Below are 12803 nucleotides of genomic sequence, written 5' to 3' on the forward strand. Positions count from 1 at the left end.
CGTTTCAGGCTGTGGCCCGGCTACTGTCTCCAGCGCGGCCGGATCCGGTAGGACGAGATTTCGTCGTTCCGGTTCAGGCGGCGGCGGTCGGCATTGACGATCCAGCAGCCCTGATAGTTGACGTCGCGGCACACGACCGCGGAGGCGTTACCCTTCACGTCGATCGAGGAAATGCGGTCGTTCCAGAACGGGCTGAGGCGATTGTCGCGATCGCCGGGACGCTCACAGAAGGACCGGCCGCGGAAGTTGACGTGCTCATAGAAGCACACCTCGCCATAGCGCGGGTGGTTCGGACGGTTGCGGTCGCCCTGGTCGGGATCGCAGTTGACGCCGAAGGAGAAGTTTTCGCCTTCGATGCAGAAACCGACATCGGGATCGGGCCGGCCGCCGGTCTGGGGCGGGTTGTTCCCGCCGCGATTGCCCGAAACCGGGCGCAGATAGCTGCGCGAGGCATAGTTGCCATCACCGAAACGGCACCAACTGCCGACTTCGGCCACGCAATTGCGCACGTCGCCCGGCCGCATCACATATTGCACGGCATAGCCCGTGGACGGGCCGGAGCGCACGTTAAGAGTGGTGGTGGAGGTGACGTTGTAGGCGAAGCCCGCGGTCACCGTGGCCAGAAAGCCGAGCGTTGCGAGCCCGGCAGCGGCCATCCATTTTCTGAGCATCATGGTATTCTCCTCGCTCTGTTCGCCCCCCGTTTGACTAGAAAACACACGGATAAGCCTTTGGTTCCGTGAGCGCAGTGTCGCGTCTGCAGTTGACCCATCCGGGCGGTCGACGGCTTAATGGCACGGGAGTTGGGCAATCAAAGGGAATGGTGCCTCATGTTCGGGACGCAAAAGACGCTGGTGGCGCTGGCCGCCGGGCTGGTTTTCGGTTTGACGGCGGTGTTGGCGAGTGCGCCGGTGCAGGCGGGCGAAAAGGTGATGGTTGTGCTCGACGGGTCGGGCTCGATGTGGGGACGCATCGATGAAGAGCCCAAGATCTCGATCGCGCAGCGAGTGCTCAAGGATGTGCTGGGCGGCATCGAGGCCGATGTCGATCTGGGGTTGATGTCCTATGGTCACCGCGAAGAGGGCAATTGCGCCGATATCGAAATCATCATCGAGCCGGGGCCGGGGAACGGGCCGGCGATCGGGGAGGCGTCCGACAAGATCAACCCGCTTGGCAAAACGCCGCTCTCGGATGCCGTGCGCATGGCGGCGGAAAGCCTCAGCTATACCGATGAACGCGCCAGCGTGATCCTGATCACGGACGGGATCGAGACCTGCGACGCGGACCCTTGTGCGCTGGGGATGGCGCTCGAAGAAGCCGGTATCGACTTCACCGCGCATGTGATCGGTTTCGGGCTTTCGGCGGAAGAAGGCCAGCAGGTCGCCTGCCTGGCGGAGAATACCGGCGGTCTCTATCTGCCCGCAGGCGACGCAGACCAGCTTGAGCAGGTTCTGGGCGAAACCGTTGAGGATATTGCCGAGGCCGAGCCCGAAGTGATCGAGGAGGCTCCCGAAGCAGTCGAGGAAGAACCCGAGGCGTTGCCGGAGGCGAGCGTTGCTGGTCCCGAGAGCGTCGAGATCGGACGGACCTTCACTGGCACATGGGAAGGCCCGGGCGAGCGGCGTGATGCGCTGGTGCTGTGGGATCCGACCGCGAACCAGGGCGAGGGCCGGGAAGTGGCCGGCCGGCGGCTGATCAATGGGGACATGGACAACCAGGCGGTCGACCTGGTGGCGCCGGTGCATGTGGGCACCTATGAGCTGCGCTATGTCTGGGGCAGCCGGCGGATCGTTTTGGCGACGACCACGATCGAAGTCGTTGACGCACCGGTTTCGCTCGATGCCCCGGCGACGGTGGCTATCGGCAAGCGCTTCACGACCACGTGGGAAGGCCCGGGTGGCCGCCGCGACACCATCGAGATTATCGATCCGACCGGTGATGGCGGCGAAGGCAGCCGGGTGCGCGGCAAGCGGCTGGTGAATGACGATTTCGAAAACAATCAGGTGACGATGGAGGCGCCGGCCGAGCCCGGTTTCTATCGCCTGCAATATTGGAACGGGGACAATCGCGAAGTGCTCGCGACCCGCGAAATCGAGGTGCTCGACGCGCCGGTTTCGCTCACCGCAGAGGACACCGTGCCCATGGGCCGGGTGTTCGATGTGACCTGGGAAGGGCCGGGCGCGCGGCGCGATGCGGTCGAGATCTTCGATCAGAGCGCCAATCAGGGCGAAGGCAAGGTGATCTCCTCGCAGCGGCTGGTGAATGGCGATTTTGACAATGCCAGCGTGCGGCTGACGGCGCCGGCAGAGCCGGGCGACTACCTGCTGCGCTACTGGAATGGTGACAACCGCACGGTGCTCGCCACCCGCCCGATCAGCGTGGCGGAAGTGGCCGTCTCGCTCTCGGCTGACGATGCGGTGCCCATGGGCCGTCCGTTCGATGTGACCTGGCAAGGCCCGGGGGCGCGGCGCGACGCGGTCGAGATCTTCGATGAGAGTGCCGATGCGGGGCGTGGCAAGGTGGTCAGCGCAATGCGGATTGCCAATGGCGACTATGACAATGCCATGGTGACGCTCAACGCACCGGCGGAGCCGGGCGAATACCTGCTTCGCTACTGGAATGGCGACAGCCGCACGGTGCTGGCGACGCGACCGATCACGGTCGAGGCGGTGGCCGTCTCGCTCGATGCTGCCGAGACGGTGAAAATCGGGCAATCATTGACGGTGACCTGGGAAGGCCCGGGTGCCCGCCGGGATGCGATCGAATTGTTCGACCCGGAAGCCGATGCCGGGCGCGGAAAGGTGCTCGTCAGCCAGCGCATTACCAATGGCGATTATGACAACAGGACCGTCGAACTGACAGTGCCGGTCGCACCGAAGACCTATGAGCTGCGCTACTGGAACGGGGACGGGCGCACCGTGCTCGCAACCCGGCCGGTAACGGTGGAGCCGATGGATGTCTCGCTTGACGGGCCGGCAAGCGTGGGGGTCGAAGAGACCTTTGCAGTCACCTGGGAAGGGCCGGGGGCCTATCGCGATGCGGTCGAGGTGTTCGATCCGCGTGCCGCTGGCGGGCAGGGGCGGACGGCGACCTCCACCCGGCTGGTCAATGGCGACTACGACAACAAAAGCGTCAATGTTCGCGCGCCGAAGGAGCCGGGCAACTATCTCCTGCGCTATTGGAACGGAGATTTTGGCGCGGTGCTGTTCGAGGCGCCGATCATCGTCGAATAGGGCGAAGGCGCCAAGGCGGGTTGATGCCGGGGCGGGTTGCCGCCCTGGCTGCGAAACGGAGAGCGGCCGCGGCTCCGATTTGTTGTTCGACTTTGGCAGGGGGGAAGACTTGACTGACGAGACCATACGCAAGGCACAATGTTCCTGCGGGCAGTTCAGCGTGACTGTCCGCGGCGACCCTGAATGGGTGAATCTGTGCAACTGCCACGATTGCCAGCGCCGCACGGGCAGCGCCTTTCAGATTGCCGGCTTTTTCCGCGAAAGCCAGATCATCGAAAACACCGGCGAGCGAACCGAGTTTCATCGGCCGACCCAGGAGGGACGTACCATGGATCTTGAATTTTGCCCGGTCTGTGGCGTTTCAGTTCTGTTTCGGCTCAAGCTGCGGCCCGGCATGATGGCGATTCATGCCGGATGTTTCGCCGATACCGGGTTCCCGGCGCCCGACCGGATATGGTTTGCACACCGCGCCCACCCATGGGTGGTGCTGCCACCCGGCAAGAACATGACTCCGGCACCTGACTGAAGGCTTGGCTCGACCGGCCGGGAGACGGACAGGTTGCCACTCATCCAACCTTTTGATGCAGGTTTCGAGAAGCTCCCGGATGCAGCGGGGCTGGGGTGAATCCGCAGGTGTCGCTCACCCCTACTCAATCTTCCGCTTCTTCCCTTCATCGTCCAGCGCGACATAGATGAACCGGCCATCGGTGACCTTGACGCGGTCGGGGGAGCCGCGGCGGCGGACCCAGGCTTCGAGATCGACGGTGATCGAGGTGGTGCCGATGCGGGCGATGGTGGTGTAGATGCACAAAATGTCGCCCACCTTGACCGGGGCAATGAAGGTCATCGCTTCGACCGCGACGGTGGCCACGCGCCCCTTGACCCGTTCGATGGCGGAGACCGCGCCGGCAATATCCATCTGGCTCATCACCCAGCCGCCGAAAATATCGCCAGCGGCATTGGTATCGGCGGGCATGGCCATGGTGCGGATGGTCAGTTCACCTTTGGGCTCGGTGTTGTGGGCAGGCTCGGCATGGGTCACGGGATATCCCCTCGCAATCAGATTCAAGGGGCGAGTCTAACCCTTTGCCCATGTGGCGCAATTGACGATTGTGCCACGCTGCTATGCAGGCTGACCCTTGAAGGCCAACGGCTCGAACCGGAAAGGCGATCTGCATCCCCGTTCGGGGCTGAAGACATGTCTTTACCAGGTGTGCGCAGGTTCTTTTTGTGGTCGCGTGCCCGAACCAGAGAACCGTTTCACACTTCTCTTGGGCACGCTCAAAAAAAAGAAGGCCGCTGGCGGAGCGGCCGAGACGCGTCCAAATTGGGGGAACCTGGCGCGTTGGGCGGATGGGGCTCCGCCGATAGGCGGAACGGGGCGTTCCGCAAGACCAGCGCTGGCGTTAGGCGGGTGCGCCGGTCAAATGCACGCTAGGGGCGCTGTTTGAACGCCGGGTGAAGCTTGGGTGACGGTTCGATGACAATCCACAGGGGCGGGGGCACCCGAGGCTTGACACAAGTGGCGCTAGCGCAAGCCGCGAATTCCAGCCACATTTTCAAATGCCCGATGTCGGATCGGCGGGTGCCGGTTCGTCCTAGTGGGGCGAAGGATGCGCTTCGCGCAACAGGAGACAAGAGATGCAATACGCCATTCTGATTTTCGGCGCCGACGGGGTGTTTGACGATCTTCCGGAAGACGATCAGCGGACCTATATGCAGCAGCACCGCGACATGCAGACGAAATATGAGGATCGGTTAGGGGCCATTGCCCGGCTGATGCCCTCGACCAGTGCCATGACGGTCACCAGCAAGAATGGCTCTGTGATCGTGACCGACGGTCCCTATGCCGAGAGCAAGGAACAGCTTCTGGGTCTCTACATCGTTGAAGCGGACAGCATGGAAGAGGCCATCGAGGCAGCGAAAATGCTGCCCACCGGATTCAATTCCATGGAGGTGCGGCCGGTGGCCCAGGCGCCCGTGCAACGGGAAGCCGCAACGGCATGAACACAGGCGGCAGCGCGGCCATTGCCGCCCGGTTGCGCGCGGTGCGACCGCGCGCACTGGCTGCGCTGACCCGCATGTTGCGCGATCTCGATCTGGCCGAAGACGCCCTGCAGGACGCGTCCCTGGCGGCATTAGACACCTGGAGCCGGAATGGAATACCGCGCGATCCCTTGGCCTGGGTACTGACGGTGGCGCGCAACCGGGCACGCGATGCGTTGCGGCGGCGGCAACGTGTCGATGACACCCCGGCGGAAGAGCTTCTCGAGGCAGGGCTCGGGGCGTCGGACCGGGATATCGAGGCAGAAGAGGTCCAAGCCCTGGACGAGGCTGTCTACAAGGACGATGTGTTGCGGCTCATGTTCATGTGCTGCCACACCGAACTCTCCCCCACCGATCAGCTCGCCCTGGCGCTCAAGGTGATCGCCGGTTTACGGGTCGAGGAAATCGCGCGGGCGTTTCTGGTGTCGCCCAGGGCGATGGAACAGCGCATCACACGCGCCAAGAAGCGCGCCGGGGCCGTGGCGGCAAAGCTGGATGCACCTTCTCTTGCCGAGCGGGCCGCACGGCTCGATGCGGTGGCGGCGATGATCTATCTGATGTTCAACGAAGGCTACCAGACCCGGGGCGGGGAGGCGCCGATCCGGGTGGATCTGTGTGCCGAGGCGATCCGGCTCGGGCGATTACTGGTGAGCCTGTTTCCCGGTCAGCCGGAGGCGTTGGGGCTGCTGGCGCTGATGCTGCTGCAGCATTCGCGGCGCAGCGGGCGGACCGACGGTGAGGGCCAGCTTGTGCCGCTCGACCGGCAGGTCCGGAGTTGCTGGGACCGGCCGATGATCGATGAAGGCACGGTGCTTGTCGAAAAGGCGCTGCGGCACCGCCAACCCGGGCCCTATCAGGTGCAGGCGGCAATTGCGGCGGTGCATTGCGCGGCCCATCGGGCCGAGGACACGGACTGGGCCGAGATCGAACGGCTCTATGCCGCGCTGATGCAGATCCAGCCGAGCGCGGTCGTTGCGCTCAACCATGCGGTGGCGGTGTGGAAGCTCGAAGGCGCCGAAGCGGCGCTCGAGCGGCTCGCCGCCATTGAAGACGAACTCGGCGATTACCTGCATTTCCAGTCGACCCGCGCGGCGCTGCTGGCGGAGGCGGGCAGGATGCCCGAAGCGGTGGCCGCCTATCGGCGGGCGCTTGGGCTGGGACCCAACAAGGCGGAAGAAGCCCATATATTGCAGCGGCTTGCAGAGATCGGCGAAAAAAACTGAGACCGGTGTCGGATCGGCGGTCTGCCAAGCGTCCTTGGATCAGCCGGGAACGGCTCAACTCAAGGAGGACATCATGGACAAATATACAACCGCAGGCGCACCGAGCTGGATCGAACATTCGGGGCCGGATGGCGCAGCTGCGCGCAAATTCTACGAGGATGTGATCGGCTGGACGGTCAAGGAAATGCCGATGGGTGACGGGAGCAATTATCCCGTTCTCAATGTCGGCGAAGAATCTGTGGGCGGTCTCAATCCGCGCCCGGCAGAAGCGGGGCTCTGGACGGTCTACATCACGGTCGACGATGTCGATGCGACCCATGCCAAGGCGGTGGCGAATGGCGCCAAGAGCCTTGCCGAACCGTTCAACGCGCCGGGTGTCGGGCGGATGGCCCATATCCTCGACCCCTTCGGGGCGGCGATGGCTTTCATCACCTATGAGAGCCAGAATTGATCCAATGCCGCTTCGCCCTTTCCGGGCGGGGCGGCGTAAACGGAGAAGGGTGGAATGGTCGACAAATCGAAGGACCCGCAATTGCAGACCGAGCTGCGGGCAGCGCTGGGGCATCGGTCCGATATCGTCGAGAAGCGCATGTTTGGCGGGCAGGCCTTCATGCTCGATGGCAAGATGTTGTGTACGGCGGGCAAGGGGCGGTTCATGTTCCGGGTAGGACGCGAGACCGAGGCCGAAGCACTGGCGCTGCCCGGCACGACACTCGTCGAAATGAAGGGCCGGCCCATGCCCGGCTATATCGTTGTGCAGCCGGATCAAGCGCATGAGATCGGGCTCGAAACCTGGATCGCCATGGCGGAGCGCTACGTCCGCGCGCTGCCCGAAAAATGAGCAAGGCCGAGGAGTGAACGCAGATGTTTGCCGGATTGCCCAAGGATTTCACCGGGTTCCTCAAGGACCTCTCCAATAACAATGACAAGGCCTGGTTCGATGCCAATCGCGAGAGATATCAGGCATCGATCGTCGATCCGCTGATGGACCTGATTGTCGGGCTTGCGCCGGTTGTCGAGGCGCTCGACCCGCCGCACAAGGCGGTGCCCAAAATCAATGGCTCGATGCGCCGGATCTTTCGCGACACCCGGTTTTCCAAGGACAAGACGCCCTATCACACCCATGCGCATCTGGTGTTCTGGTGCGGGGATCACCCCAACCGGTCGCCGGGCATCCATCTTGTGTTTCATGCCGACGGGTTCGCGTTCGGGGCCGGGCAGTGGGGGCTCGATGCCGATCAGCTCCTCAAGTTCAGGCAGGCGGTCGAGGCCGATGGCGGCGCCGGAATCGAGGCTGCGACGGCTGGTGCCAGGGCACTGGGCGCCTTGCCGGACCAACCGGAGCTCACACGCGTGCCGAAAGGCTATGATTCGGGGAGCGAATCGGCGGAATGGCTGCGGCGAAAGTCGGTCGTTTTGCGGACGCAACGTATGCAATATCCGCAGGAACTCTTTGGAAACAAAGCAATTCCCTATCTATCTCGCATTTGTACTGGTTTGGCCGAGGTGAATAAATATATGTTCAGCGTCGTGGCTTGACATTTGGCAGTCGAAAAGGCGCCATAAGTGGGTGATAGGTCGCCTTTGCGGGGTGGCTGATGGGAAGAGGTATGTTCAGAACGTTCAAGCAATGGCTGGCGGCGCTTGTTTTGGTTTTGACCGGGGTGCCGGCTGCTCAGGCAGAGAATTTCAATCCGCATGGCATCTGGGAGCCTCCGGGCAAGGAGGCGCGCTACCGGGTAACCCTTTGCGGTGACGGGAGCCAACTCTGCGCCCTCGTAGTCTATATCCGGCCCGACCAGCAGACCGAAAGAAACAAGAAATATATCGGCACCTATCTGTTCGAGAAGCTGCCGCGGACCGGGCCAAACCGCTGGCGCGGCCAGGTGACGCTGGAAGACACCACCATCAACGGGACGGTGGAGATGGTCGGACGAAACGAATTGAAGGTCACCGGCTGCGTGTTGCTGGTTCTGTGCGACAACCTGGTGATGACGCGCCGCTGACCGGGGCGAACAGGAATGATCGAAAGAAGGGCCGCATGCGGCCCTTTTTTGTTGCCCCGGGACGGAAAATCAGCCGGTGGCGGCTGGCTTTCTGCGCAAGAGGGGCAGCGTTTCAACAGCCACGATGGCGATGAAGATCAGCGCCGCGCCGAGATAGCCGATCAGGGGAAGGCGCTCCCCGAGGAACAGGGCGCCACCCAACGCTGCGAAGAGAGATTCTGCCGACAGAATGATTGCCGCGTTGGCGGGCGGAACGTGTTGTTGGGCAATGGCCTGAAAGGTGAAGCCGACCGCGGTCGACAGCAGCCCGGCATAAAGGATTTCGCCCCAACCGAGGCGGAAGGCATCAAGGGTGACCGGCTCGGTGGCGAAGGCACCCACAGCGGCGAACAGGCCGGCCAGCAGGAAGATCACCGAAGAGATGAAGATGGGCCGGGCGGTCGAGCGTGCCAGGTAGCCGAGCACCAGCACATGAACGCCCCAGAAAAACGCGCTGGCGATGATCAGATAATCGCCGGTGACCATGGAGGTGAAGCTGGCGCCATTGAGCAGGTACAGACCGGCGACGGCCATCGGCATGCCGATCCAGACCACCGGGTGCGGCGCGGTGCGCAGGAGCACGAGCAGAATGAAGGGCACGAAGAACACATACAGCCCTGTGAGGAAGCCGCCATTGGTGACGCTGGTGGACATCAGCCCCGCCTGCTGCAGCCAGGAGGCGATGAAGAACGCGACCGAGACCAATCCCATGACCTGCCAGTCGCGGCGCGAAATGGGTTCGGCGCGGCGGCGGTGTTCGATCAGCGCCAGGGGCAGGATGACAAGGCCGCCCAGAATGTAGCGCGAGGCGATGAAGGTGAGCGGCCCCATGGCTTCCATCGCGGTCTTTTGCGCAATGAAGGCAAAGCCCCACACCATGGTGGCAATCAACAATACGCAAAGCGCCAGCGGGCGAGGCATGGTGGGCGACATGGCAGTGTTCACCTGATCGAGAAACCGGGAAGGGTCCGGCCCAAAGACAGCCGGAAAGGGCACCCGTCAGGGCGCCCGTTTTCCATGCCAGTGAATTGCAGAATTAGCAACCCGGAGCAATACGGGGCCACGGTGTTCAATCAGGCCAGTTCGACCTCAAGCGCTGCGATGAGACGTTCGATCTCTTCGGGCTCGGTGTAGTGGAGGAAGGACAGCCGCAGCACGCCGTGGTCGGGATCGATGCCCATCGCCTCCATCAGGCGCACGGCATAGAAATGGCCGCCCGAGGCCATGATGCCATGTTGAGCCAGGCCCTTGGCGATCTCGCCGCCCGGCCGATCGGCGATGACCGAGATGGTCGGTGCGCGGCTCTCGGGTTCGGCGGGGCCGACAAGGCGAATGTCGTTGCGGTCGGTGAGGTAGTTGAGGAGCGGGGCCATCAGCATGGTCTCTTGCGCGCGCATGGCCGTGTGGGCGCGGCGGAAGGGTGTGGCGTCTCCGGTCTGATCAGCGGCAAGGCCCGCGACGGCTTCGAGGTAGTCGACAATGCCGGCAGCGGCCGCGATCTGGGCATGGTCCGGGCCGGCAATGGTCAGACGTTTGCGCAGGAACCTGTCGTTGAAATAGTGACCCTGATTGGCCAGCACCCGGCCGAGCTCGGGGCGGATCATCATCACGCCGAGATGGGGGCCATAGGTCTTGTAGGCCGAAAACAGGTAGATATCGGCACCGAGATTGCCGAGATCAGGCAGGCCGTGGGGAGCATAAGCGACGCCGTCGACAATGCTGAGAATGCCGGCCTCGCGCAGCCGGGCGCAGATCTGGTTGGCCGGATTGATCTCGCCGACAATGTTGGAAACATGCGGGAAGGCGACAAAAGCGACCTTGTCGTCGAGCAACTCTTCAAGGTCGTCCGGGTCGAGGCGGCCGGTGGAGGAATTGACCTTCCACTCGCGGATTTCATGGCCTTCGGCGGCGAGGCGGCGCCAGGCGCCCGAATTGGCCTCATGGTCCTGATTGGTGACGACGATGGCGCTGTTGGGCCGGATATGGCCGGCAAGCGCATGGGCCAGCATATAGGTGTTGGCCGAGGTCGAAGGACCGAAATGGACGGCATCGACGGGCACGTTCAGCGCCGCGGCGAGGCGCGCATAAGCGAGGTCCATCGCCTGGCCCGCCTCGCTGGACGCAGGATAGGGGCTGTAGGGCTGGACCTTCTTGGTGAGGTAATAGTCGTTGAGCCGGTCGATGACCTGGCGGCAGGGATAGGCACCGCCGGCGTTCTCGAAAAAGGCCCAATCGCGCAGTGAAGGCTCTTCGAATGCCGGGAAATGCGAGCGCAGTTTTGCCGGGTTGAGGGGCAGGTCCTTCTGGGTTTGCCGGGACGGCATTGAATTGCTCACGGTGGGTCCATCTCTCTGCGGGGGCTTCGAGAGACGCTAGACCGCCAAAATCGAGCCGACAAGGGGCGTATGGGCAGTGACGCCGCAAATATGACGGGCCTGCACCCCCTGGGGGAGCGCAGGCCCGGCGGAGAGGCCGGTGGGCGGACAGGCAAGTACTTCAACGAACGCCACGCTGTCCGGCTCGTGATTGGCGGGGTCAGCTGCCCCGGCGGCCAGACTGCTCAGGGCCGCCCCGGTCGTTGTCTCCGCCGCGATGACCGTGGGCCAAGCCGTGGTTGTTGGGGGCCAGTTCGGCCTTCTGGTCATCGGTCAGGCTGTCGAAGAATGCCTCGAATGCCGGCAGAACGCTGTCAACGGCGGTGAGGCGCGCCTCACCAAGGCTCTGACGCAGGCGGATATTGTCGACCGCGTCGCCGGGCTCTTCGGCATTGAGCGCGGCACACACCGCGGCATAGTCGGCCTGGGCGGCAAGCGCGGCATCAGACAGCGCGGCCAGAAGCGGCTCCTGGTCGGGAGTCAGTTCGACCCGGTCGCCGGTGTGCTCGATCATGGCGGAAACGCGCATGGCGCCATTGGCCTCGCAAGTGAAAGAGAAGGGACCACCGCCGCGCATGCCAGGGCCATCGCGCATCTCGGGCCCGCCGCGCATGCCGCGCTGATGGTCTCCCCTGTGCACGGCCTGGCCGCGCTGCATCTGATGCGCCTGGGTGACGGGCGTGCCGTCGGGCGTTTCCTGGGCATAGGCCACCATCGGCACGGCGGTAGAGGCCATGGTTGCGGCGAGGGCGAGGGGCAGGGTGAAGGTTTTCAAGAGGGTCATTCGATCAGTCTCCATTGGGTTGGTTGCGGCGCCGCCGGAGGGCCACTGTGTGCCGGCGACGACATGGAGACTGACAGGAGGCGCCTTGCCTCAACTTTGCGGTGAGATGAAAAAACGGCAAGCTTGGTAAGGTGCGGCAAGACGTTGAACACAAAGCAAAAAGGCCGACCCAAAGGGCCGGCCAGATGTTCGCTTAGACTGTCAAAGGGGGGAGGTCAGTCAAATCGCTGAGGATTGTCAACTTCGCGAACCCGAACCGCCTGCTTGCGCAACAGACGGGACGTCTGATTCATCACATAGGCAGTGATAAATCCGGATACAAGGAGGGCGCATACGAACACCGCGGCAAAGGCGCCGCCCTCGGGCTGCGCGCCTGTGGGCGCCGCCAGGGCCGGTGCCGACATGGCCGGAACGGCAACAAGCAGGGCGGAAGTCAGCGTCGCGGCAATGTGAACAACGCGGGAAGGCATCGCTATGGTCTCCTTGAGTAGCTGCGATTAGGCTGATTAGGCGCTTTGAATGCGCAAAGATTTTGAGCGGGTTGCGGTTTCATCGTCGCGATTTTGCGGCGGTTCCATGACGAGGGGCATGACGGGTTACCTTTCGGTAACCCATTGAAAGGGGCTGAGCGCCCCTTGAGGAGGTGCACATGTTCATTCGCCTGAAACTGATGTTGGCGGCCATTCTTGTCGTGGCGTTCGCCGGTGCCGGCAGCGCCCAGGACGCCACAACCACCGACCCGGCCACCGAGGCGCCCTGGCAGGCCTCGATTACCGGCCAGATCGAAGCGTTCCGCGCGGGAGACGGGGCGGGCGCGCTCTCGTTCGCCGGGGCAGGGTTCCGCGCCGCGTTCGACGATCCGGCCGTCTTCGTCAATGCGCTGAGCGGCGGCTACAGCCCGATCATCAATTCCCGCACGCATTCCTTCGGCGATTTCCGGATCGTGGGTGAAGGCGTGGCGCTGCAGGAAGTGAATATCGTCGGCCCCGACCTCAAGAATTTCGAGGCGCTCTACCAGATGCGGCTCGAAGAAGAGGGCTGGCGGGTCTGGGGTGTGCAGATGCGCGCCGCGCCCGGCGTGACGATCTAGCCGGGGC

The 12803-nt window shown here is 63.5% G+C and carries 15 protein-coding genes; 9 read left to right on the forward strand and 6 right to left on the reverse strand.

Annotated elements, in window-relative coordinates; genetic code table 11:
• Nucleotides 1-20: 20 nt before the first annotated feature.
• Complete coding sequence (locus G489_RS21635; RefSeq protein ID WP_029040674.1) at nt 21-674, reverse strand: peptidase inhibitor family I36 protein; 654 nt, start codon at nt 672-674, stop codon at nt 21-23.
• A gap of 156 nt (nt 675-830) precedes the next feature.
• On the opposite strand from G489_RS21635, the gene G489_RS0105385 reads away from it, so the two are divergent.
• Together G489_RS0105385 and G489_RS22555 are read left to right on the forward strand one after the other, a co-directional pair.
• Nucleotides 831-3233 (forward strand): vWA domain-containing protein, encoded by a 2403-nt coding sequence (locus G489_RS0105385; protein ID WP_029040675.1) that lies wholly within the window; start codon nt 831-833, stop codon nt 3231-3233.
• Between the two features lie 109 nt (nt 3234-3342).
• Nucleotides 3343-3759, forward strand: coding sequence for a GFA family protein (locus G489_RS22555; RefSeq protein ID WP_162142406.1), 417 nt, complete (start codon nt 3343-3345; stop codon nt 3757-3759).
• A 120-nt stretch (nt 3760-3879) separates the two neighbouring features.
• Here the strand turns inward: G489_RS22555 and G489_RS0105395 are convergent, their stop codons facing one another.
• Complete coding sequence (locus G489_RS0105395; protein ID WP_029040677.1) at nt 3880-4275, reverse strand: acyl-CoA thioesterase; 396 nt, start codon at nt 4273-4275, stop codon at nt 3880-3882.
• A gap of 599 nt (nt 4276-4874) precedes the next feature.
• Between G489_RS0105395 and G489_RS19205 the strand changes: the two genes are divergently transcribed.
• From G489_RS19205 to G489_RS0105425, 6 genes are all read left to right on the forward strand, one after another.
• A complete protein-coding gene (locus G489_RS19205; RefSeq protein WP_051332330.1) occupies nt 4875-5240 on the forward strand; it encodes a YciI family protein in 366 nt (121 codons plus the stop codon).
• Nucleotides 5237-6502, forward strand: coding sequence for an RNA polymerase sigma factor (locus G489_RS0105405; RefSeq protein ID WP_035871508.1), 1266 nt, complete (start codon nt 5237-5239; stop codon nt 6500-6502). The genes G489_RS19205 and G489_RS0105405 overlap by 4 nt, the downstream gene beginning before the upstream one ends.
• A gap of 73 nt (nt 6503-6575) precedes the next feature.
• Nucleotides 6576-6953, forward strand: coding sequence for a VOC family protein (locus G489_RS0105410; RefSeq protein ID WP_051332331.1), 378 nt, complete (start codon nt 6576-6578; stop codon nt 6951-6953).
• Nucleotides 6954-7007: 54 nt separating this feature from the next.
• Nucleotides 7008-7343 (forward strand): TfoX/Sxy family protein, encoded by a 336-nt coding sequence (locus G489_RS0105415; protein ID WP_051332332.1) that lies wholly within the window; start codon nt 7008-7010, stop codon nt 7341-7343.
• A 23-nt stretch (nt 7344-7366) separates the two neighbouring features.
• Complete coding sequence (locus G489_RS0105420; protein ID WP_029040681.1) at nt 7367-8041, forward strand: DUF2461 domain-containing protein; 675 nt, start codon at nt 7367-7369, stop codon at nt 8039-8041.
• 71 nt (nt 8042-8112) lie between these two features.
• Nucleotides 8113-8508, forward strand: a complete 396-nt coding sequence (locus G489_RS0105425) for a DUF2147 domain-containing protein (RefSeq protein ID WP_029040682.1) — start codon at nt 8113-8115, stop codon at nt 8506-8508.
• Nucleotides 8509-8577: 69 nt separating this feature from the next.
• On the opposite strand, the gene G489_RS0105430 is transcribed toward G489_RS0105425, so the two are convergent.
• The 4 genes from G489_RS0105430 to G489_RS0105445 all read right to left on the reverse strand — a co-directional run bounded on the left by G489_RS0105430 (nt 8578) and on the right by G489_RS0105445 (nt 12176).
• Nucleotides 8578-9480, reverse strand: a complete 903-nt coding sequence (locus tag G489_RS0105430) for a DMT family transporter (protein ID WP_155889315.1) — start codon at nt 9478-9480, stop codon at nt 8578-8580.
• Nucleotides 9481-9620: 140 nt separating this feature from the next.
• Nucleotides 9621-10871, reverse strand: coding sequence for an aminotransferase class V-fold PLP-dependent enzyme (locus G489_RS0105435; protein WP_155889324.1), 1251 nt, complete (start codon nt 10869-10871; stop codon nt 9621-9623).
• Between the two features lie 211 nt (nt 10872-11082).
• On the reverse strand, nt 11083-11706 hold the full coding sequence (locus G489_RS0105440; RefSeq protein ID WP_029040685.1) for a Spy/CpxP family protein refolding chaperone: 624 nt from the start codon (nt 11704-11706) through the stop codon (nt 11083-11085).
• Between the two features lie 215 nt (nt 11707-11921).
• A complete protein-coding gene (locus G489_RS0105445) occupies nt 11922-12176 on the reverse strand; it encodes a hypothetical protein (protein ID WP_029040686.1) in 255 nt (84 codons plus the stop codon).
• A gap of 179 nt (nt 12177-12355) precedes the next feature.
• Here G489_RS0105445 and G489_RS0105450 point away from each other — a divergent pair, with 179 nt between their 5' ends.
• Entirely contained in the window at nt 12356-12796 is a 441-nt protein-coding gene (locus G489_RS0105450) for a DUF4864 domain-containing protein (protein ID WP_029040687.1), read from the forward strand.
• The last annotated feature ends 7 nt before the right edge of the window (nt 12797-12803 follow it).

The sequence above is a fragment of the Cucumibacter marinus DSM 18995 genome, from assembly GCF_000429865.1.
Lineage (GTDB): Bacteria > Pseudomonadota > Alphaproteobacteria > Rhizobiales > Devosiaceae > Cucumibacter > Cucumibacter marinus.